The organism is Mangrovimonas xylaniphaga (assembly GCF_001280435.1).
Taxonomy (GTDB): Bacteria; Bacteroidota; Bacteroidia; order Flavobacteriales; family Flavobacteriaceae; genus Mangrovimonas_A; species Mangrovimonas_A xylaniphaga.
Genome location: NZ_LBIP01000018.1, coordinates 208,605 through 229,939 on the forward strand (window position 1 = coordinate 208,605; position 21,335 = coordinate 229,939).

Annotated in this window: 20 protein-coding genes; 5 read left to right on the top strand and 15 right to left on the bottom strand. The window is 39.0% G+C overall.

Annotation, left to right across the window (positions count from 1 at the left end):
* Positions 1–27 precede the first annotated feature (27 nt).
* Positions 28–1,248 (bottom strand): hypothetical protein, encoded by a 1,221-nt coding sequence (locus ZA06_RS11990; protein ID WP_053977717.1) that lies wholly within the window; start codon positions 1,246–1,248, stop codon positions 28–30.
* Positions 1,249–1,449: 201 nt separating this feature from the next.
* Positions 1,450–3,183 (bottom strand): amidohydrolase, encoded by a 1,734-nt coding sequence (locus tag ZA06_RS11995; RefSeq protein WP_053977718.1) that lies wholly within the window; start codon positions 3,181–3,183, stop codon positions 1,450–1,452.
* Positions 3,184–3,460: 277 nt separating this feature from the next.
* On the opposite strand from ZA06_RS11995, the gene ZA06_RS12000 reads away from it, so the two are divergent.
* Positions 3,461–4,927 (top strand): pyruvate kinase, encoded by a 1,467-nt coding sequence (locus ZA06_RS12000; protein ID WP_053977719.1) that lies wholly within the window; start codon positions 3,461–3,463, stop codon positions 4,925–4,927.
* A gap of 16 nt (positions 4,928–4,943) precedes the next feature.
* Here the strand turns inward: ZA06_RS12000 and ZA06_RS12005 are convergent, their stop codons facing one another.
* A complete protein-coding gene (locus ZA06_RS12005; protein WP_053977720.1) occupies positions 4,944–5,357 on the bottom strand; it encodes an SRPBCC family protein in 414 nt (137 codons plus the stop codon).
* 10 nt (positions 5,358–5,367) lie between these two features.
* Positions 5,368–5,775 (bottom strand): GNAT family N-acetyltransferase, encoded by a 408-nt coding sequence (locus tag ZA06_RS12010; RefSeq protein ID WP_053977721.1) that lies wholly within the window; start codon positions 5,773–5,775, stop codon positions 5,368–5,370.
* 229 nt (positions 5,776–6,004) lie between these two features.
* Between ZA06_RS12010 and ZA06_RS12015 the strand changes: the two genes are divergently transcribed.
* The 4 genes from ZA06_RS12015 to ZA06_RS12030 all read left to right on the top strand — a co-directional run bounded on the left by ZA06_RS12015 (position 6,005) and on the right by ZA06_RS12030 (position 8,946).
* Positions 6,005–6,589, top strand: coding sequence for a Crp/Fnr family transcriptional regulator (locus tag ZA06_RS12015; RefSeq protein ID WP_053977722.1), 585 nt, complete (start codon positions 6,005–6,007; stop codon positions 6,587–6,589).
* A gap of 106 nt (positions 6,590–6,695) precedes the next feature.
* Positions 6,696–7,256 (top strand): YceI family protein, encoded by a 561-nt coding sequence (locus ZA06_RS12020; protein ID WP_171971870.1) that lies wholly within the window; start codon positions 6,696–6,698, stop codon positions 7,254–7,256.
* Positions 7,257–7,380: 124 nt separating this feature from the next.
* Positions 7,381–8,148, top strand: a complete 768-nt coding sequence (locus ZA06_RS12025) for an NYN domain-containing protein (RefSeq protein WP_053977723.1) — start codon at positions 7,381–7,383, stop codon at positions 8,146–8,148.
* A 162-nt stretch (positions 8,149–8,310) separates the two neighbouring features.
* On the top strand, positions 8,311–8,946 hold the full coding sequence (locus tag ZA06_RS12030) for a MarC family NAAT transporter (protein WP_053977724.1): 636 nt from the start codon (positions 8,311–8,313) through the stop codon (positions 8,944–8,946).
* Here ZA06_RS12030 and ZA06_RS12035 read toward each other — a convergent pair whose 3' ends face one another.
* The 11 genes from ZA06_RS12035 to ZA06_RS12085 all read right to left on the bottom strand — a co-directional run bounded on the left by ZA06_RS12035 (position 8,947) and on the right by ZA06_RS12085 (position 21,259).
* Complete coding sequence (locus ZA06_RS12035) at positions 8,947–10,155, bottom strand: multidrug effflux MFS transporter (RefSeq protein WP_053977725.1); 1,209 nt, start codon at positions 10,153–10,155, stop codon at positions 8,947–8,949.
* 31 nt (positions 10,156–10,186) lie between these two features.
* The gene (locus tag ZA06_RS12040) at positions 10,187–11,914 is read right to left on the bottom strand and encodes an APC family permease (protein ID WP_053977726.1); all 1,728 of its coding nucleotides are present in this window, start codon (positions 11,912–11,914) and stop codon (positions 10,187–10,189) included.
* 85 nt (positions 11,915–11,999) lie between these two features.
* A complete protein-coding gene (locus tag ZA06_RS12045; protein ID WP_053977727.1) occupies positions 12,000–12,563 on the bottom strand; it encodes a DUF1579 domain-containing protein in 564 nt (187 codons plus the stop codon).
* Between the two features lie 65 nt (positions 12,564–12,628).
* Positions 12,629–14,170 (bottom strand): acyl-CoA carboxylase subunit beta, encoded by a 1,542-nt coding sequence (locus ZA06_RS12050; protein WP_053977728.1) that lies wholly within the window; start codon positions 14,168–14,170, stop codon positions 12,629–12,631.
* 30 nt (positions 14,171–14,200) lie between these two features.
* A complete protein-coding gene (accC, locus tag ZA06_RS12055) occupies positions 14,201–15,643 on the bottom strand; it encodes an acetyl-CoA carboxylase biotin carboxylase subunit (RefSeq protein ID WP_053977729.1) in 1,443 nt (480 codons plus the stop codon).
* A gap of 44 nt (positions 15,644–15,687) precedes the next feature.
* Positions 15,688–16,170 (bottom strand): acetyl-CoA carboxylase biotin carboxyl carrier protein subunit, encoded by a 483-nt coding sequence (locus tag ZA06_RS12060; RefSeq protein ID WP_053977730.1) that lies wholly within the window; start codon positions 16,168–16,170, stop codon positions 15,688–15,690.
* A 71-nt stretch (positions 16,171–16,241) separates the two neighbouring features.
* Entirely contained in the window at positions 16,242–16,928 is a 687-nt protein-coding gene (locus ZA06_RS12065) for a 3'-5' exonuclease (protein WP_053977731.1), read from the bottom strand.
* Positions 16,929–16,935: 7 nt separating this feature from the next.
* Complete coding sequence (locus ZA06_RS12070; protein ID WP_053977732.1) at positions 16,936–18,855, bottom strand: DUF294 nucleotidyltransferase-like domain-containing protein; 1,920 nt, start codon at positions 18,853–18,855, stop codon at positions 16,936–16,938.
* Between the two features lie 35 nt (positions 18,856–18,890).
* Positions 18,891–19,571: a PrsW family intramembrane metalloprotease gene (locus ZA06_RS12075; RefSeq protein ID WP_053977733.1), complete on the bottom strand. Its 681-nt coding sequence runs from the start codon at positions 19,569–19,571 to the stop codon at positions 18,891–18,893.
* 10 nt (positions 19,572–19,581) lie between these two features.
* Positions 19,582–20,130, bottom strand: coding sequence for an NUDIX hydrolase (locus ZA06_RS12080; RefSeq protein ID WP_053977734.1), 549 nt, complete (start codon positions 20,128–20,130; stop codon positions 19,582–19,584).
* Positions 20,131–20,170: 40 nt separating this feature from the next.
* Positions 20,171–21,259: a M42 family metallopeptidase gene (locus tag ZA06_RS12085; RefSeq protein WP_053977735.1), complete on the bottom strand. Its 1,089-nt coding sequence runs from the start codon at positions 21,257–21,259 to the stop codon at positions 20,171–20,173.
* Between the last annotated feature and the right edge of the window lie 76 nt (positions 21,260–21,335).

Sequence of the window (21,335 nt, forward strand, 5' to 3'; positions counted from 1 at the left end):
TTAAGAGATAATTGTATTTCTTTAGTTTTAAAATAGGTTATATCCAAAAATAAAGGACCAGCTATTATAGCTTGAAGTCCAGTTTTGATAACTTTCTAACACATTACCTTTTTCAATGTACCTTATTTCAAAACTGTATTTGTTGTGATATTTAAAACCTGCTCCAAGAGCAAAGTTTGCATAGGAAATGATATGCATCCCTCTTAAATCCGCACCATTTAATTTAAATTCAATGTAATCTTTTTTGGTGCCCACTTCATATATAAAAGCAGTATTAAGAAACAGTTTGGATTTTGGATTTAAATGAAAATAGTGTCTTACTCCAATGGGTAGTTCAACTGAGACATAGTTTACCTTGGCTGTAATATTACCACTGGTTACACTAGTGGATTCATAAGTTTTTTCAGTTTTATAAGAATGGTAAGTTGGTTCAAAAAATAGTGCCCATTTATTTTTGTTGATGGGAAAAACGAATTCAGTTTCTATACCAAAACTAGGATTGAATTGGGAGTCGAATTCAGTTTCCTTGAAATCGTTAAAAGTATTGTCAATTTCAAAAGAGGAAAAATTCAATCTAGGTCTTAGGTTTATACTAAATTCACCTCGACTTTGTCTTTTGTATACAGTAGATGTTGAATTTTGACAAGAGTTATATGCTACAAAAAAAGCACTTAAATCTTTTTGGTTATATTCTAATTTTCTGATTTTCTCTATTGTAAAATCAGGACATGTTAAGTTAATTCTTAACTGTTCTTTAAATTCATTGTTGTCTTGAGTTTTATATTCGGAAACCTTAAAGGTTTTATAGATTAGTTGAGTTATTGGGTCGTTCATTTTATTGAAGAAATAACGTCTTAGCTTTCCGTCTACATAAGAAAATAAATTGGCATTACCCTCAACTAGAACCTTTAAGAAAAGCTCTTTTGTTTCAAGAATTGGAGATCTATTATAGTCTAAATTCTCTAAGCTAACTTTAGAAACATCTATAGCTACAGTTCTCTTGATGTACTTAAAAGAGTTGTATATTCCAAATTCTTTAACAGATTCAAGAGTTCCTGTTTTTACATCCCCTTCAAGCCTATGCTTATATTTAAATTCTGAAGGAGAGTTTTTCCAATCACTATTTTTTATATAACATTCAATTTTGTTGCCAGTATTATCAATATAATAGCCCTGTTCAAAAGTGATTTGGGAGAAGGCTCTGATACTAAAAAAAACAAGTAGAGAACAAAGTAAGTGGTGCTTCATTTTTTTTGTCTAGTTTGGTTTTGGGTTGTTTAAAGCCGCCAAATTTAGTTAAAAGCAGATGAAAGTAAAACGAAAGAAGACTTAATGGAATGGGAAATATTGTATCTATTTAATTGCTAAAAGATAAGGTATTTTATTTTACAAATAAAATACCCCCAACCAAAGTTGAGGGTATATTACTGTAACAATGACAAGGAAAAATTACTTCTTATAAACCGTATTTCCTTCTTTAATGGTTTCAAGGACTTGGATATCCTTAATGCTCATAGGGTCAATTTTTAAAGGGTTTTGGTCCAAAATTACCAAGTCAGCTAATTTCCCTGCTTTTAAGGTGCCTTTGGAATCTTCTTCAAAGTATTGATGGGCGGCCCATTTGGTAAGGGAGCATAAACCAATGTATGGACTTACTCTTTCATCTGGTCCTATAATATCTCCAGATCTACTCACTCTATTTACGGTAGTATGTAAAATCATGATACTGCTAGGTAAGGCCACAGGGGCATCGTGGTGTTCGGTGAAAATCATGCCTTTTTTCAAAGCTGTTGCCGTTGGGGATATTTTGTAAGCGCGTTCTTTTCCTAAGGTTTCATCGCGGTGCCAATCACCCCAATAATAGGTGTGCATGCTAAAAAAAGAGGGAGACATGCCTAATGCTTTCATTTGATCCAATTGATCAAAACGTACGGTTTGGGAATGAATCATTACAGGACGTCTGTCTTTCTGTCCATAAGTTTCTGTGGCTTTTGTAACGGCTTTTATCAATTGGTCACCTGAAGCATCGCCATTACAGTGCGTTAAAATTTGCCAATTATGGGCATAGGCCGAATCTACAAATCTTGTAACTTCCGTATCTTCCTTGATGGCAGGATAGCCTCTGTAGTCTTTAGATTTTCCTGGAGGAGGTACTACATAGGGTTTGGTTAACCAAGCGGTTTTTCCTTGAGGAGAACCATCCAAAGACAGTTTTACACCGGCTATTCTGTAATGATTGGTATAATGATCGCTATCGCCATTAGCCAACATATAATCCATTTGAGATTGTATATCTGGATAGGCCGCTACATCTACAGGGAGTTCATTTCTATTGGCCAAGGTTTTCCAAGTTTCACAATTGTCAGAGGTTGCTCTTCCTTCTTGTACGGTAGTATAACCAAACTTAATATAGGCTTCTATACCTGCTTTGGCGATAAGTTCATTGGCTTTCGTGTCTAAAGTCGACATAAACTTTATTAGGGGAATAAAACTAGCCATTTCTTCCAATACGCCGTTGGGAATATCGGTGCCTTCTTCTCTTCTAATAGAACCTCCTGCGGGATCTTGGACACCTGCTATATAACCTGCCGCATCCAAACCCTTATGGTTGGTGGAGGCCAAATGGCCTGATTGGTGAATGATAAAAACAGGTACTTCGGTGGAAACTTTATCTAAATCATCCGCTGTTGGATGTCTTTTTTCCTTTAATTGAGAATCATCATATCCAAACCCTACGATGGCTCCGTATTTTGAAATGGCTTCGGTGTTTTTAGCCTTCCAATCATTGAGTAGGCGTATGATATCGTCGATGCTTTTGCCTTCTCCGTCTGGTGCTGGTAACAGATTGGCTGATACGGCTTGAAATCCGGCATTCCAAGCATGACCATGACCATCCATAAACCCAGGAAGTAAGGTATGCTCATCAAGATTAATCATTTTATGGCCAGGTCCAGCCACAGTCATCGCCTCGTTACTATTCCCTGCAAAGGCAATTTTTCCATCTTTTACAACAAGAGCTTCCACATACTCAGGTGTGTCACCTTCCATGGTAATAATGTCTCCATTGTAATAAACTGTAGCATTGGAAGTTTCAGAAGAATTAGGTGTTTCTGTTTTGGTTTCTTTACAGGATGTTGTTAATAAAGTTCCTACTAACAACAAAAGCAGCATCTTTAGTTTCATTGAATTTTGGTTTTTAGTGATGGCATTCTCAATACCAGTTGGAATGTAGGTAAAGGCTATTCCTTGTACTAAGATACTTTATCTGCAGTTTTTTAACAACTTGAATTTTAAATTGTTGCGAATATTTTGTTGATAATGTTTGAGATTGAATGGTATTCGGTTGTTTAGTGATCTCCTGAAAATGAGTATCTTTAAACTTTCTGAGATATTTCCAATGAAATGAGGGATATCATCTAGGGCGACATTTTAATTTCAGAACTTTGTAGAAACATTTGCCATGGGTACTAAAGATCTTCAAGCAATGGTTCAAGAATTGGATGCAATCCTTGAAAAAATGCACCTTGACAGACAGGCTTTTTCCGAAAGATTGGAGCAGATACATCCCAATCATCAAAAAAGTGCCTTGAACTTAGTCAATTATTTATCACTAAGATCTTTTGATTTACGCAATCTACAATACGCTCTGGGAGTGTTGGGAATGTCTCGTTTGGCAAGGGCAGAGGCCCATACGGAGGCCAGTGTTAAAATCACCCGCTTTTATTTGTCCAAATTACTAGATGAGCCAAGTAAATGGCCTCAGAAGTATACGGTTTCAATTGAAGAGAGTGACAAGATCCTAGCTAAAAATACCAAGCTTTTATTTGGAGAACCTCCACGAAACAGAAAGCAGCGTATTATGGTGACCATGCCAGGGTTTACTGCTGAAGATCCGCAATATGTGGAGCAGATGATTCAAAGGGGCATGAAGATTGCCAGAATTAATTGTGCCCATGATTCGCAGGAAGATTGGTTGCATATTATTAAGCACATTAAAGCTGCCGATGCCGAACTAGGCAAACGTACCATTATAGCTATGGATATTGGTGGTCCAAAAATACGCACGGGTGAAATGAAAAAGCCCATTGTGTTAAGAGAAGGGGATACGCTGATGCTGTCCAAAACCCCTATGATGGCCAAAAAATCCAAAAAAGGAAAAGAGCCTTGCATAGTATCCTGTACTTTACCCGAGGTATTTGCTTATATAAAAGAAGGAGAACGGGTGTATTTTGATGATGGTGCCATTAAAGGAACCATCTCAGAATTGAATAATGAAGTTGCCACGATTAAAATTTTACGTGCCGGAGAAAAAGGTTCCAAATTGAAACCAGATAAAGGGATTAATTTTCCTGATTCCAATTTAGATATTCGCGGCTTGACCCAAACCGATAAAGAGAACCTAAAGTTTATTGCTGAATACGCCGATATTGTCAATTTTTCATTTGTCAACACTGTTGAGGACGTTAAAGAAATGCACAATTACCTAAAGGGACTAGGTGTTTTGGAATCCCTGGGGATTATCTATAAAATAGAAACACAGGGCGCCTACAATCAGTTAAGCGCTATTTTGTTGGAAGCCATGAAAGCTCCTAAAGTAGGGGTGATGATTGCCAGAGGAGATTTGGCTATCGAGACCAGTTGGGAAAACATGGGCTATATCCAAAAGGAAATGTTGGCCCTTTGCAATGCGTGCCATATCCCTATTGTTTGGGCGACACAGGTATTGGAAAATTTAGCAAAAAAAGGCTTGCCAAGCCGTTCTGAAATTACAGATGCCGTAACAGCTACCAAAGCAGAGTGTATCATGTTGAACAAAGGCCCGCATATTCTACGAGCTATAGACATGTTGGATCAAATTATTCAGCATATGGAACCTTATCAGGATAAAAATGCGCCTTTGCTCCCCAAGTTGCAGAAGTTGAAATAAGGTTATTTAAGGGATGTTAATCTTTATGAGATTCAACATGCTTTTTAAAGTTGTCCAAAATGGCCTGCCAACCTGAGCGTTGCAGGTCAATAGGGTTGGTATTTTCGGATTCAAAGGTTTCTTTTACAGTAACAAGGTTGTCCTTTGTGGTAAAATGGATGGATACCTTTCTGGCGTCTAATAGTTTGGAAGTAATCAACTTTAAAGGAATAACCTCTTGATACATACCTTCAAAATCAAATCCCATACTACCATCTTTAGCTTCCATCCGCCAACTAAAACCACCCCCGGGACGGACATCGTTTTCGGCCTTTGGGCAACACCAGGTGTCGCTAGCAAAATTCCAATGGGTGATGTGTTCTGGGCTGGTCCAAAAATCCCATACAAGTTCAATTGGAGCATTTATAGTAGTTTCAACAGTGATATCCATGAGGTTGTTGTTATGTTTTAATGTACATTCCCTTGGTAATGGGAAGGGTGTCTTGAAACCCAAATTTTTTATATAAAATAGGCGCATCCCTATCGGTAAGGAGGCTTACAGAGCAGGAGGATGGCAAGTGCTTGTTGATATATTTGGAAATTTGTGCCATGATAGCTTTGCCATAGCCATTTCCTTGGTGTTCCGGAAGCACACAGATGTCCACCACTTGGCAAAAACAGCCTCCGTCTCCCACAAGACGGCCCATACCAACTATAGATTCACCTACTTCTAAAATCACAGTGTACAGTGAATTCCTAAGACCAATAATACAGGCTTGTTCGGTTTTGTCTGATAGTCCACAACGATTCCTTAAATCTTGGTAAATGTCTATTGGAATTGGGGCTTGTTTGATGGTGAATGCTTTCATCTTCTCAGTATTAATTTTGTAAGACAACGTAAGAAAAGAGGCTATGTTCTTCTAATTTAAGAAATTAAATTAAAACATGATGTGATTGTTGATAACTAGCACATTTTCAGATTTATTAACAATGGAATTAATTGCAGGTGTCTTTTTTGCAGTGTATTATGGGCATCATACTGTTGGCAAAGAGCTGCGTAATTTTCCTTATTTTTGAAGTCTACTTTTATACAGTTTTATGGACATTCAGCCTCTGTTAGCATATATACAAAAGCATGTAACCCTTACTCCTGAAGAGGAACGTTATTTGGCGGAACACATTACTATTCGGCGCTATTTGAAAGGTCAATATGCTTTACAACAAGGAGATGTATGCAAGCACAGTAGTTTTATCCTTAAGGGATGTACCCGTATGTTTTATGTGGATGATGAAGGGCAGGAACACATCATTATGTTATGTGTGGAAGATTGGTGGAGTTCGGATATTGGGAGTTTTATCAGTCAGGAGCCTGCACAGTTCAATATACAGTGTTTGGAGGATACCGCCTTTGCTCAGTTTCATGTAGATACTATTGAAGAGGTGTATGCAGCGGTGCCAAAACTGGAACGTTTTTTTAGAAAGATTCTGGAACGAGGTTTGGCTGCTTCCCAAAAACGAATCATCCGCAACTTCAGCATGACCGCCAAGGAGCGTTACCTTTATTTTAAGGAGACCTATCCTATGATAGAGCAGCGCATTCCTCAATATATGATTGCTTCCTATTTGGGTATTACCAAGGAATTCCTAAGTAAAATCAAACGTCAGTTGGCCAAGGAGGCCTAAAAGTTAATCTAGTTTAACTTCTTTTTGTAACCTATGCCATTTTATTTTCGGGCATTGTGGGGCAACTTTGTACTGTAATTATTTAACAATAAAAAACATATACAAAATGAAACGATTAACATTTGCAATCATTGCATTTGCAACATTTACAGCAACCGTTGAAGCACAACAAAAGACCGTAAGCACCACAGATAGTAAAGTAGTATGGAAAGGTTATAAAGTAGCAGGTTCTCACGAAGGAACTATTGCCTTGAAATCTGGAACTCTAAGATTTGATGGAGAAACCCTTACTGGCGGTGAATTTACCATTGATATGACCTCTTTGGAGTCTACTGATTTATCTGGTGAATACAAGGACAAGTTGGATGGACACTTAAAATCTGATGATTTCTTTGGAGTAAACAACTATCCTACAGCTAAAATGGTTTTTAATTCCGTAAAGGCCACAGGGAAAAATTCTTATGAAGTAACAGGAGATTTAACTATTAAGGGACAAACACATCCTGCTACCTTTGAAATTTCAGTATATGGAAGCAAAGCTAGTGCTACATTAAAAATTGACCGTAGCAAGTACAACGTTAGATACGGTTCGGCTAGTTTCTACAACGATTTGAAAGATAAGGTAATCTATGATGAATTTGATATTGTAGCAGACCTTCAATTTTAACAAATGATTGGTTGGTGAGTGAGAAAGTCGCTTCGAGAAATCGAAGCGGCTTTTTCTTTTATATCCTTTTGAAAATTTGGAAACATTAAAATAATGCTACCTTTAAACAAAATAACTATGCCCTATGGATATAAAACTAGCCGTGCTTATTGATGGAGATAATATTCCTTCAGCTTATGTAAAGGAGATGATGGAAGAAATTGCCAAATATGGAAACCCCACTATTAAGCGCATTTATGGAGATTGGACCAATCCACATTTAAACAAATGGAAAACCGTATTGTTGGAAAATGCCATTACCCCTATACAACAATATGGCTATACATCGGGGAAGAATGCCACCGATTCGGCAATGATCATTGATGCAATGGATATTTTGTATTCTGGTCAGGTGAACGGGTTTTGTTTGGTCTCCAGCGACAGTGATTTCACCCGTTTGGCCACACGACTTCGTGAAGCAGGCATGCAGGTGTATGGTATTGGCGAGAAGAAAACCCCGAATCCGTTTATTGTGGCTTGTGATAAATTCATCTATATTGAAATTTTGAAGTCGCAAGGGGAAGAAAATGATGATCGCACTGCCGAAAAAACTACTGCATCCAAGAGTACTTATGATAAAATCACCGAAAAGGATATCAAATTTATAGCATCCACTATTTCAGATTTGGCAGACGATGACGGTTGGGCATTTTTAGGAGACGTGGGCAGCTTGCTTCAAAAGAAACAACCTAATTTCGATTCTAGAAATTATGGGTTTCAAAAGCTAACCCCTCTCATAAGCTCTATCAACAACTTTGAAATTGATAAGCGCGAAACTGGTAATGGCCGCTTTAAATTGATGTATGTGCGCATTAAGGAGCCAAAACGCCAAAATACCAGAAGAAGGAAGTAATTCCAGATGAATTCTGCTTGTTGGAAATCATATTTAAAAGCTGATCATATTAAGAAATAAGGAGAATTTCTTGAGGTATTAGGGCTAACAATTTGCTCACTAAAGTTTAAATGTTAGGTAACCTGAAATACCCGAAAATATGCTGACTTTGCAGAAAAAACAATGGAGTTATTTTTAGTGAGTTTTGGAGCCTTGTTCTCGATTATGAATCCTTTAGGAACAGTGCCTGTGTTTGTAGGATTGACCATGGAACACAGTAAAAAAGAAAGAGCGGTCACGGCATTTTGGACGTCCTTGGATGCCCTTATTATTTTATTGCTGTCTTTTTTTGCAGGTAAGTATATTTTATCCTTTTTCGGAATTAGTTTAACTGCTTTAAAAATTGCAGGTGGACTTATTATTGCCTCTTCTGGGTTCGCTTTGCTCACAGGTAAGTTTAGGGAGCATAAGGGGATGAAACGCGAGCGTGTACAGCAAGACATCCAAACCAGAGAAGCCATCGCCTTGACACCTTTGGCAATTCCTATGTTGGCAGGGCCGGGAACTATTTCTTTATTGATTACCTATAATCAAGAATACCAAGCATCGCATCAAATCTGTACTATTTTGGGGGCTCTGTTTCTGGTTTCGGTGCTTATTTATATCATTTTAAAGAGTTCACATTATATCGTGAAGTTTTTAGGGGCTTCAGGAATCAATGCTTTGTCAAGAATTATTGGATTTATAGTCATTGCCATTGGGGTGGAATATATCATCGGGTCGGTGATTGATATCATAAAGACCTTAGGAATTGCGTAATTAAGAGTAGTTTTTACCGTTAATGGTCAGAAAAAGTAACACAGATACGAGGCCACACAAGGAAAAACCAATGAACAAAGGCAAGACACTGTCTGTGACAAAACTTCCTACGTAATTGGCTATAGGAACGGCCATGATGGTAGAGGCAAATCCGTTGATGGCTGCTCCAATGCCCGCGATATGACCTATAGGATGCATGGCTAAGGAGCGTAGGTTTCCAAATAAAAATCCTATGGAAATAAATTGAAATCCAAAGAACGTCCATAGAATGGATAAAGGCGGATTTACGCCAGACCAAAACAAAAACACATACAGGATAGAGACAATGGAGTAAGCTATTGCTGCCATAAAGGCGATACGTTTCATACCAAAACGTATTACTAAAGTGCTATTCAAAAATGTGGAAAACCCTATAGCAATGGCTAAACTGGCAAATATGTATGGAAACAGATCTGCCAAATGATATTGATTTTCGAAAATTTGTTGGGAGGTACTTAGATAGACCATAAATGAACCCGTAATAAGCCCGGAAACAATAGTGTAGACAACAGCTTCTTTATACTTAAAGAACTCTTTAGTACCCTTTACAAAAAGATTCAAGGAAAGTTTGGTGTGGTTTTGCTTGGGATGGGTTTCGGGTTGGCGCTTCCAAAACCAAAACAGTACCAATAGGCCATAAATAAGGTTGAGGTTGAAAATGGAGTGCCAATCATAAAAAGTAATCAAGAATTGCCCCATAGTAGGGGCTACTACCGGCACCAAAATAAAAATCATGACCACAAAGGACATCACCTGTGCCATCCTATCCCCGCTGTAAGTGTCTCTTACCATGGCAATACTTATGGTTCGTGGCGCTGAAAGTCCGATACCCTGTAAAATTCGTCCAAAGACTAGAACTTCAAATGAGTTGGTTGTTACGCAAAGAATACTTGCAATTACAAAAAGAGAAAATCCGGTGTAAATAATAGGCTTTCGGCCAAAACTATCCGAAAGCGGCCCGAATATCAGCTGCCCAAATCCCAAGCCTAAAAAGATCATGGTAATCAACAGCTGGTTCTTAGTAGGGTCAGTTACATTTAAATCTTCAGCTATATCTGGAAGTGCAGGTAGAAGGGCATCAATTGAAAGTGCTACAATAGCCATTAGGGAGGCCATTAGTGCAATAAATTCTATGTTAGGCTTGCTTTGTTCTTGGATGGGTTGTTGCATATGCAAATGTAGCCTATATATATTTTCTGACCTAAATGATTACCCTAACATCCCCCAATTCCTGAACTCTGTATTTGAAATTTTCACCGGGAGTTCCTATAAACATGAAGTTGACAGGAATGTTCCAGCGCTTGGAAAGTTCTTTGATTTTTGCAGGACCAAAGTGGCCTTCTTCTTTTACAAATTCCACAAAAATATCAGGATAGGCACGATCCAAAACTTGTAAATCTTCTACCAAATTATGAACTACTTCCGTACCCGGAGGCACTACAGAAACAATTTTCAGGCGTCTTGTATGCTCATTTCTTTCAATGTATTGCAGTACTTTGTTAAGGGTGGCTACGTTATCATGGTTGGTAAAAAATACAAACTCCTGACTGTTGATTTTTCGAATGTACCTAAGGATTTTTGTGTCCATCCTATCAAATACAGGAACGCCTTTTGGTGTGATATAATTAATGAAATATAAGATGGCTTCCAAGATTTGTACACGCAGTAACATGAAACCTACTATTAAAAGGGTAGGGATGAGGTACTCCAAGAAAATGGCTAAATATTGAGGTTTTAGGATAATGTTACCTATCAAACCTGTAATTACCCCTGCAATGGCTAGAAAAAGTGCAATTGGGCCTACACGTTCGGGGCGAGGCAATTGTTTTCGGTTTATTTTGAGCAGTAAATTACCTAATCCAAATAAAATCATCACACTTAAAAAGGCAATCGTATAAACTCCTGCCAAGGCCTGTAAGTTCCCCTCGGTGATTAACAAAACAGTAACGCATAGTACAAAAAATGTGATAAAGATGAGATAGGAACTCCCTCGTCTGTTTTTCTTCAATAGGAAACTTGGCAAAATACGGTCCAATGTCATACGTTCTACAAGTCCTCCAACACCCACAAAGGACGTAAGCACAGCTCCACTCAATACTAATACAGCATCAATGGAAACAATGTAGAACAACCAATTGCCAGCAGCGGTATTCGCCATAAAGGAAAGAAGGGTTTCTTCATTGGAATGTATGGTGGCCATCGGGATGATTGCCAAAGCTAAAAAGGCAATTAAAGGATTAAAAATGGTGACAATAATCCACATGTTTCGGAGGGTTTTAGGAAAAACTCCTTCAGCTTGTTCTTCTACATAATTGGCAGAACTTTCAAAGCCACTAATCCCAAGCATTGCAGCGGCAAAGCCAAAAAACAAGGCTGTAGCCACGCTTCCTTCAATAGGGTGCTTAAAGTTTGTGAATAGTACCTCTAATCCGTTTTGGAACAAATAGAACCCGCAAAACAAGCAAAGGAGGGTAAGGGAGGTAAGGTGGAAAATAAAGATGGTAATGGCTACTTTTGAAGATTCACCAATACCCATAATAACAATCAGCATAAATATGGCCAAAAGCCCAATGGTGGTTTCTACCACGGGGATAAAATTCCAAAGACTATGTGCGTATTTCACCGATTCACTGGCAGAAATTACCGCAGTCGCCATATAGGACAATACCGTAAGGGCTGCAGCAAAGGACGCTGTTGATTTTTTGGTGGTATTCAAAAGGGCGTTATAGGCGCCACCGTTAAGCGGAAGCGCTCCTACCACTTCACCGTAAATTTTTCTGAAAAGGAATAAAATTAAAGCAACTATAAGTAACGAAATCCAAGCAAATTGTCCTGCATAAATAATGGCCAATGCCGACACATAAAGACAGGAGGAACTAATATCATTACCACAAATGGCTGTAGCCGCTAGTTGATTAAGTTTTTTCATGAGATTGAAATTAAAAGGCCTTCATCAATTTGCTTGTTTTTTGATGAAGGCCTTTGTTATTTTTGTTTTAGAATGGAGTCATTTGTTATTTACTTCTGGTATAAACAATTTCCATATTTTTGATTTGCTTACCGTCTTTGAGAACAAACATTTCAAAGGTATGGGAATCATTGTTGTTGTATGTGAGCACTTCCCTAATCCAAGTGTCTTTACCAGTGGCGGGATCAATCATGGACCCTTCCAAGGTTAAAATTTTCTTATCAGGATCATAATCTCCTTCCATATACATAATCCCACTGCCCATATTGTCTATCCAAGACGATACAAACTTCTTTTTGGCATTATCATAACCAATGATGCTTTCACCAAGAAAAGGCGTTCCCATCATCTCTCCTTTGTGGGTAGACCGTTGGTAAAGGCCATTCATGATCATTTCATTAACTGTGTAGGCTTTTGAAATGTTTGCTGGCTGCGAAGGATCCATCCACATCTTTACCGTGGCATCCCAATTTCCATCCATGGAGGCCAAGTATTTATGTGGCGCACCTGGCGTCATATTGTCTTGCCAAGCTTTCATTTCTTCCGGGGTCTGCGACCAGATAGGTACCGTTAAAAGGAAACAAATGATTCCTAAAAAAACTCTTTTCATAACTAATTGGATTAATAACTGTATCATAAAGATACAATTAAAATCGAATTTTTTAACAGATTTGTTTACAGTGGAATATTGCCGTGTTTGCGTTTTGGCCCATCTACTTTTTTGTCTTGTAACATGGCAAAAGCTTTGATCAATTTTCTTCGGGTATCCTGTGGCAAAATGACCTCATCGATAAATCCGCGTTCCGTTGCACTGTATGGATTGGCGAACTTTTCGGCATATTCGGCTTCTTTCTCTTTCAATTTAGTCTCATGGTCTTCGGCTTCCTTGATTTCCTTTCTGAAGATAATCTCGGCAGCGCCTTTAGCTCCCATAACGGCAATTTCGGCACTTGGCCAAGCAAAGTTCATATCGGCTCCAATATGCTTGGAGTTCATTACATCGTAAGCACCACCATAGGCTTTTCTTGTAATTACAGTCACTCTAGGTACCGTAGCTTCACTGAAAGCATAGAGTAATTTGGCTCCATGAACAATGATACCATTCCATTCTTGATCGGTTCCAGGGAGGAAACCAGGCACATCTTCCAACACCAAAAGGGGGATGTTGAATGAATCGCAAAAACGAACGAAACGTGCTGCTTTTTTAGAGCTGTTGACATCTAAAACACCCGCCAAGAACATAGGTTGGTTGGCCACAATACCAATACTTCGCCCACCTAATCTTGCAAATCCTACAATGATGTTTTCGGCATGATCTTTATGGATTTCGTAAAAGGAATTGGTGTCGATAATACCTGAAATCACATCGTGCATGTCATATGGTTTGTTGGCATTATCGGGAATGATATGTTCCAATTGCTCTCTAACCTCATGCTTTAATTCAAAAGGAATGGATTTAGGAGCTTCTGTATTGTTTTGGGGTAAATAACTCAATAAAGCTTTGATATCTTCCAAACAGGCAATGTCATTGGCTGAGGTTTTATGGGCAACCCCAGATTTTGAAGCGTGTGTGCTAGCTCCTCCCAATTCTTCGGAAGTAACGGTTTCATTGGTTACTGTTTTCACCACATTAGGGCCCGTAACAAACATATAACTGGTGTTTTCAACCATTAAAGTGAAATCGGTCATGGCAGGTGAATAAACCGCCCCTCCAGCACAAGGCCCCATGATGGCTGAAATTTGAGGAATGACTCCTGAAGCCTGAACATTGCGATAAAAGATATCAGCATAACCACCAAGCGAACGAACCCCTTCCTGAATTCTAGCCCCGCCAGAATCGTTAAGGCCAATAAGTGGCGCTCCCACTTTTACAGCCAAATCCATAATCTTGCATATTTTCTCGGCATGAGTTTCGGAAAGTGATCCACCAAATACGGTAAAGTCTTGCGCGAAAACATATACAAGCCTACTATGAACGGTTCCATAACCAGTTACCACACCATCTCCATAAAATTGTTGGTCTGCCATGCCAAAATCTTTGGTTCGGTGTGTTACCAAGGCCCCTATTTCTTCAAAAGAACCCTCATCCAAAAAGTAGTCGATACGTTCTCTAGCCGTTAGTTTTTTATTGTCGTGCTGTTTAGTGATGCGCTTTTCTCCACCGCCTAAATACGCTTGGGAGAGCTTTTCGTTAAGTTGCTTTATTTTAGATTCCATACGGGAATATTTTTATGTCTTATTTGGTTATTAATTATTTGGGAGTCTCAATAGTTTTTGGTCCTCCAAATACTGTTTTAAGGCAATCAGTGCCGCAATTTCAGCTTCTGTATGAAACTCAGCTTCCAAGGCTTTTGGATCGTAATATTTTTTGACAAAATGCGTGTCAAAATTTCCAGATCTAAAGGCTTCGTGTTTACAGACAAAGGTTCCAAATGGCAGGGTAGTAGCGACGCCTTTTACGTGATAATTGTCTATGGCTTCCAGCATTGTTTCAATAGCCTCTTCACGGGTGTTACCGTAAGTGATCAATTTTGAAAGCATAGGGTCGTAATAGATAGGAATGTCCATGCCTTCTTCAAAACCATTGTCAACCCTGATGTTTGGTCCTTCGGGAAGTTGGTAGGTTTCCAAATGACCTACACTAGGTAAAAAGTCGTTTAAAGGGTCTTCTGCATACACACGTAACTCTAAAGCGTGTCCTTTAATACTTAAATCCTCCTGTTTGATAGGAAGTACTTCTCCTTGAGCTACTTTTATTTGAAGTTCCACTAAATCCACTCCTGTAATCAATTCTGTTACGGGGTGTTCAACCTGTAATCTAGTGTTCATTTCCAAGAAGTAGAAGTTGTGTTGTTCATCCAATAAGAACTCCACGGTTCCAGCTCCCACATAGTCGCAGGCCTTGGCAACTTTTACAGCGGCTTCACCCATTCTATCGCGAAGGACGGGCGTTAATACCGAAGAAGGCGCTTCTTCAACCACCTTTTGGTGACGACGTTGTACACTACATTCTCGTTCAAATAAATGAACAACATTGCCGTGGGTATCTGCCATCACTTGAATTTCAATATGCCTTGGAGAGGCCACGTATTTTTCAATAAACACCGATCCGTCTCCAAAGGCTGAGGTTGCCTCACTAATGGCGCGTGTCATTTGGGATTCCAAGTCTTTTTCGGAATCTACCACACGCATGCCTTTTCCACCACCTCCCGCAGAAGCCTTGATTAAAATTGGGAAGCCAATGTCTTTGGCAATTTCTTTGGCTTTATCAACATCGGTGATGGCTTTGTCAATACCGGGTACCATTGGGATGTCGTATTCCTTTACGGCATCTTTGGCTGCCAATTTACTTCCCATTATTTTTATGGCCTTCGACTTTGGACCGATAAAAGTGATGTTGTTGCTTTCACATAATTCAGCGAAATCGGCATTTTCACTTAAAAAACCATATCCCGGGTGAATGGCATCGACATTTAGTTCTTTAGCAACGGCAATTATTTTGTCACCTAGTAAATAGGATTGGTTGGAAGGGGCTTCTCCAATCAGCACGGCCTCATCTGCAAATTTTACGTGAGGCGCATTGCGATCCACGGTAGAATAAACCGCCACCGTTTTGAGTCCCATTTTTTTTGCGGTTTTCATTACCCGAATGGCAATTTCACCTCTATTGGCTACAAGTATCTTTTTCATATATATTTTGGGGTAAAGAGCAAAAACTTTAACTCTTTTCTTAATTATTCAAATTCTATTAACAACTGATTTTTTTCCACAGCATCTCCTTTGGCTACTGAAATGGATTTGATGACTCCATCTCTTGGAGAAGTAATGACATTTTCCATTTTCATGGCCTCAAGAATCAGTAAAGGTGTGTTTTCCTTAACGCTGTCTCCAACGGCCACCGAAATATCAAGAATCAACCCTGGCATGGGTGCCTTAATTTCGTTAACATGTTTGGTGTTTCCCAAGGCAAACCCCATACTTTCAATGAGCGTATCCAAAGGACTGTGAATTTTTATGTTGTAACTATTATTGTTGATATTGACCTGGTAGGTTCTGTTGTTGAAATCGGTATTGGTGATTTCTGCTTGGTATGATTTGTGGTTCCTAAGAACGTGATAGGCAGTGTTTGAAGTTTTAACGGCATTTAATTGTGAAACCTCAGCTGTGTCCACTTCTAAGTCCAGCTGATTATTAACCGAAATTTTAAAATTTCCCATATATTTTTGTTTAAGCGCTAAATATAGGGAATATAAAATGTATGTTTTTGAGAGAACTGTAATTTTTGCCTTTACAGGTTGAACATCTTGGAGAGGGTTAGTTTCTTTTTATTACTTAAAATAGCGGTAGTTTTTAGGAAAATAAGAGCGGTAATTAGGGCATCTCCTGCAGCGGTATGCCTATCGGAAACGTCCAAAATATAATTCTCGGCAATTTCGTCCAGCGTATAGGGTTTGTCGTATTGAATGAAATTGGATTTGATGCGTGTGGCTCTGTAAAGGTTCACCGTGTCCAAAACTTTATTTTTAAGAACGGGGAGTCCTTTTCGCTTCAGCATTTCGTTGATCATGGTCATATCAAAACGGGCATGATGGGCTACAATAATGGCGTTACCCACATATTCCAAAAATTGCTGAATAGCTTCATCTTCACTAAAGGTCACAATGCGTTCGTGTTTAAGGATTCCGTGGATTTCCACCGTTTTTTCATTGAAACGCTCCTGACGGATATAGGTTTCGAAAGTATTGGAAACATTGATCTGTCTGTTAACAATCTCTACGGCCCCGATACAAAGTACCCTGTCGATGTTATAATCGAAACCTGTAGTTTCGGTATCCAAAACTACGAAGCGGCTGGTTTGTAAATCCAGTTCAGGTTCGTGGTCAAAAAGTGCAGCATAACGCTCCCAATAGTCGGGGTAGTAAGACTTGGGAGTCTCGGTGTTTTTTGATTTATTTCTTCTAAAAAAACTTAGCATGGCACGATTATAAAAGGTGACCTAGGTTAAAGCGCATTTTGATGTATTCCTGAACGTTGTTAATAGTTTTAAAGCAACGTTTTAATTTCAATTTTTCCTCTTTTGTCATGGTTTCCAATTTAATGAAACGGCCATCGTCGTTATTGATGAGTCCATGTTTGGTCCTAAATTTAAGAATAGCCTTAAAAGAATAGGAGCAGGCTAAAAAGAGTTCCTTGTTTTCAGGAACCAGTTCTGCCAATTTTTCAAAACGTTCTCCCGTGTTGGTGATGGTCTTGATTTGATAGTTCAACGTCAACAATCTTGCAGCATCTATAAGTGGCATCAGACCTCGCTTTTTAATGTCGAAGAAGTCCTTGTATTCACCGTCACTTTCTACCAAGAACTGTCTGAAAAATCCTAAAGGAGAGGCGCTTCTCAAGGCATTGGTTCCCAATTTAGACATGAACAGAGAATTGTTTTTTGTAATCTTCAAGGTATGTTCCGCCAAAGCATTGGTTAACAAAGCATCCCCATAACTGATATCGAAATCAAAAAAGATGGAAGAGAGTAGTATTTCGTCATTTCCTGTATTGGTTGTCCATTTAGTAAATTGAGCTTTCCACTCATCGAGACTTAAACACCATCTTGGGTTTTTGGCCATCATATCGGCATTACAGAATTCAAATCCGACAGTATTCAGGCGCTTGTTGACCCTTTTAGCCAGTTTTAGAAAGTATGCTCTAACGTCTTCCAAACGATCGGGACTTACATTTTCAAAAACAATGGCGTTGTCCTGATCGGTTTGAAGTAATTGTTCTTTGCGTCCTTGACTTCCTAAGGACATCCAAGCGAATTTCACCGGAGGTTCTTCTTTCATCTTTTCCAAACAACGCTCAATGATCCGTTTGATGGTGGCATCATTAAGCTCAAAAATGATTTTGCTGGTATGTGTAAGCGGAATATTGGACTTGATATATCCTCGAAGTAAAAGGGTGATGTTTTCCCTGATGCGTTTGAGATCTTTGGTGTTGTTTGATCGCTGAATAGCTTTCATCAATACCGAAGGGCTATTTCCCTGTAACAACACTATATCATGGTCTGAAACCAGACCTACTATTTTGCTGTTTGGTGTACCATCCTCAGTAATACATAAATATCCAATTTGATGTTTCATCATGGAAATTTGGGCCTGTGCAATGGTAATGTTTTTAGGGTAACAAAGCACAGGACTGCTCATGATTTTGGACGCACTCTCGTTAATGGTATGAAGCCCAGTCACTACTTTTTTGCGTAAATCCTTATCGGTAATCATCCCAATTGGCAAATCGTTCTCTTCAATAATCACAGAACCAATATTGTGCTCGTCCATGATCTTGGCGATGGTCTTGATTCTCGTATTGGGTGTGGCCGTTACAATTTTCTTGGTGTATTTTATTGGCTGCAATTCAAAAAGATTACTGCTAGCCTCAACACTGGCCGTGCTTTCCGAAAAAAACTCCAAGTGGTGTTTTTTGGTGAACGGATTTTCGGTATGGGAAGCAAAACTTTCTATAAGATAATTACCGATGTTTTTGTTTTTGGCAGCCAAAGGCCTGAACAGTTCAATAGGAATGCCATAAAGGATGGATTCTTCATCGGTAACGGAAGTAATGGCATAATTTTCTTGGGCAAACAATGGCCGAAGCCCAAAAACATCACCTTCGTCAAATTTGTCAATAACTTCCGAAGAGCCATAATTGCCTTTTATCAAGACCACAGCTCCTTTGTGTATGATATAAAAATGGTCCTGTAACGGGCTGTCTTTTTCATAGATCACTTTTCCCTTTTCCAAATAGGTAATGGTCACTTGTTTGGCAATTTCCAAAAGGTCCGATTTCTTCACCAAATCAAAAGGAGGGAAGCGTTTTAAAAAGTCGGCAATACGTTCGGCTATGGTATTTTTCATAGTACTAAATTAACAAAAAGAATGCTGCCCAATCCCTATTTTGGGACTTTAAATTTAGAATTTTCCTGATGGGTTTTGATGGCTTTTCTGGAGAGGACAATTCCCAATAACAACGAGATGACAGCCCCAATCCAGATGCCAGGAACAAAATGGATGAACAGGAAGAAATCGTAAGCGCCATGGAACAGAATCGCAAAAAACAAGCCTGCCAAATTCAACTTGATACGGCTTTTTGAGAATTTTGCTTTCCCCATGAAATAGCCCATGATAATTCCGAAAGTGGCATGTGCAGGAACTGCTGAAAATGCCCTAATCAAGGCAATTTGATAACCTCCTTCCAAAACATACATGATGTTTTCAGTAGCGGCAAATCCCATGGAAACCATAACGCTGTACATGATGCCATCGTAGGGTTCGTTGAAATCGGCTTTGGTTTGGGCATAATAGCGCACAATGATGTATTTGCTGAATTCTTCGGTAAGCCCAACCACAAAGAAGGCCTTTATAAATTGCTCAAAAATGCTGTAGCTATTATTGAGAGGGAGTATCATGTCGAAACCAAAATACAGGATACTGGTGATGATGATACTCACGATGCTTCCCAGTAAAAAACTGAACAACAAAAGATGTTTGGGTTCTTTTTCGTATTTGTCCTTTAAGTAAACATAAATAATGATAATGAATACTGGCGCCGTGGCCATAAGAAGTAATTGCATCAATTTTGGATTATTGACGGTTTATAATAGCTTCCAAAACCGTTTCGTAGTAAGCACGGTTGGAAGGCACAAAATGATCGTTGTTGCCGCTATTTTTTAAAAGCTCTTTGAAAGTGGCGATATCTACCAATTTTAAAGCCTCCACCTCACCAGGTTGGGGCTTTAAAATTTCCAAAGGAACCTGTAATTCGGCGATATAGGTGTGGTGAAATTCATTATCCGTAATACCAAAGGGGTAGGACTGAAAGCACTCAAAAACGCCAATTTTATCTAGGTCGGTTTGTTTTAGGTCTAGGCTTAATTCTTCCTGCGTTTCACGAATGGCAGCTTCTTCAATGCTTTCACCCGCATCTACATGACCTGCCACGGAAACATCCCACATGCCTGGGCAAATGGCTTTTTCAAAACTGCGTTGTGCCAATAAAATGTCTCCATTTTTGGTGTATAGCCATATATGTGCCGTGTTGTGGTAATGCCCTTTGGTGTGGATTTCGGATTTTGGACAGGATACTCCGGTAAGTGTCCCTTCTTTGGTTACAATGTCTATAAGTTCGTCCATGCTGTATATAAAACAAGATTCCCGCTTTCGCGGGAATAAGTTAATTAAAATATGAGAAAGTTTCTCCGTCTTTTATTTGTAATAAGGTTTCATAAATCAATCGAATGACGTTTTCAACATCGTCTCTGTGTACCATTTCCACAGTAGTGTGCATATAGCGCAACGGTAAGGAAATAAGTGCAGAGGCTACACCTCCATTACTATATGCAAAAGCATCGGTGTCGGTTCCTGTTGCACGTGATAAAGCCGATCTTTGGAACGGTATTTTGTTAGCTTCGGCGGTATCAGTAATTAAATCGCGTAATTTTTGTTGTACTGCAGGTGCATAAGCCACTACAGGTCCCAATCCTAATTCCAAATGACCTTCTTTCTTTTTGTCGATCATTGGCGTTGTGGTATCGTGGGTTACATCGGTAACAATGGCCACATTTGGTTTGATGGTTTGGGTAATCATTTCAGCACCACGCAATCCAATTTCTTCCTGAACTGAATTGGTGATATAGAGTCCGAAAGGTAATTCCTTTTTGTTTTCTTTTAATAAACGGGCCACTTCCGCAATCATAAAACCTCCCATTCGGTTGTCCAAGGCACGACATACAAATTTATCGCCGTTTAAGATGTGGAATTCATCTGGATAGGTAATCACGCATCCCACGTGCACCCCCATGCTTTCAACTTCGGCTTTGTCTTTGGCTCCAACATCTATGGTGATGTTTTCTATTTTTGGAGTTTCTTCCTTAGCTCTATCACGGGTGTGGATAGCAGGCCATCCAAAAACCCCTTTTACAATCCCTTTTTTCGTGTGGATATTAACAATTTTACTCGGTGCAATTTGGTGATCGCTACCTCCATTTCTAATGACGTGGATCAATCCGTTGTCTGTAATATAATTTACATACCAAGAAATTTCATCGGCGTGTCCTTCAATAACCACTTTGTATTTGGCTTCAGGATTGATAACTCCTACAGCAGTTCCGTAGGTGTCAGTAATGAATTCATCCACATAAGGTTTTAGGTAGTCCATCCAAAGTTTTTGGCCTTCCCATTCGTAACCTGTTGGAGATGCATTGTTTAAATAGTTTTCTAGGAATTCTAATGATTTTTTATTGAGTAAGCTGTCGTTTGCCATAGATATTAGTTGTTAGATTTCCGTAAAAATACTAGGATTTCTTCAGTTTCAACATTAGCAAAACTATTTTTTGTAA

Coding starts and splice junctions, on each gene's coding strand:
- ZA06_RS11990 (WP_053977717.1), bottom strand. CDS start 1,248: ATGAAGCACCACTTACTTTGTTCTCTACTTGTTTTTTTTAGTATCAGA.
- ZA06_RS11995 (WP_053977718.1), bottom strand. CDS start 3,183: ATGAAACTAAAGATGCTGCTTTTGTTGTTAGTAGGAACTTTATTAACA.
- ZA06_RS12000 (WP_053977719.1), top strand. CDS start 3,461: ATGGGTACTAAAGATCTTCAAGCAATGGTTCAAGAATTGGATGCAATC.
- ZA06_RS12005 (WP_053977720.1), bottom strand. CDS start 5,357: ATGGATATCACTGTTGAAACTACTATAAATGCTCCAATTGAACTTGTA.
- ZA06_RS12010 (WP_053977721.1), bottom strand. CDS start 5,775: ATGAAAGCATTCACCATCAAACAAGCCCCAATTCCAATAGACATTTAC.
- ZA06_RS12015 (WP_053977722.1), top strand. CDS start 6,005: ATGGACATTCAGCCTCTGTTAGCATATATACAAAAGCATGTAACCCTT.
- ZA06_RS12020 (WP_171971870.1), top strand. CDS start 6,696: ATGAAACGATTAACATTTGCAATCATTGCATTTGCAACATTTACAGCA.
- ZA06_RS12025 (WP_053977723.1), top strand. CDS start 7,381: ATGGATATAAAACTAGCCGTGCTTATTGATGGAGATAATATTCCTTCA.
- ZA06_RS12030 (WP_053977724.1), top strand. CDS start 8,311: ATGGAGTTATTTTTAGTGAGTTTTGGAGCCTTGTTCTCGATTATGAAT.
- ZA06_RS12035 (WP_053977725.1), bottom strand. CDS start 10,155: ATGCAACAACCCATCCAAGAACAAAGCAAGCCTAACATAGAATTTATT.
- ZA06_RS12040 (WP_053977726.1), bottom strand. CDS start 11,914: ATGAAAAAACTTAATCAACTAGCGGCTACAGCCATTTGTGGTAATGAT.
- ZA06_RS12045 (WP_053977727.1), bottom strand. CDS start 12,563: ATGAAAAGAGTTTTTTTAGGAATCATTTGTTTCCTTTTAACGGTACCT.
- ZA06_RS12050 (WP_053977728.1), bottom strand. CDS start 14,170: ATGGAATCTAAAATAAAGCAACTTAACGAAAAGCTCTCCCAAGCGTAT.
- accC (WP_053977729.1), bottom strand. CDS start 15,643: ATGAAAAAGATACTTGTAGCCAATAGAGGTGAAATTGCCATTCGGGTA.
- ZA06_RS12060 (WP_053977730.1), bottom strand. CDS start 16,170: ATGGGAAATTTTAAAATTTCGGTTAATAATCAGCTGGACTTAGAAGTG.
- ZA06_RS12065 (WP_053977731.1), bottom strand. CDS start 16,928: ATGCTAAGTTTTTTTAGAAGAAATAAATCAAAAAACACCGAGACTCCC.
- ZA06_RS12070 (WP_053977732.1), bottom strand. CDS start 18,855: ATGAAAAATACCATAGCCGAACGTATTGCCGACTTTTTAAAACGCTTC.
- ZA06_RS12075 (WP_053977733.1), bottom strand. CDS start 19,571: ATGCAATTACTTCTTATGGCCACGGCGCCAGTATTCATTATCATTATT.
- ZA06_RS12080 (WP_053977734.1), bottom strand. CDS start 20,130: ATGGACGAACTTATAGACATTGTAACCAAAGAAGGGACACTTACCGGA.
- ZA06_RS12085 (WP_053977735.1), bottom strand. CDS start 21,259: ATGGCAAACGACAGCTTACTCAATAAAAAATCATTAGAATTCCTAGAA.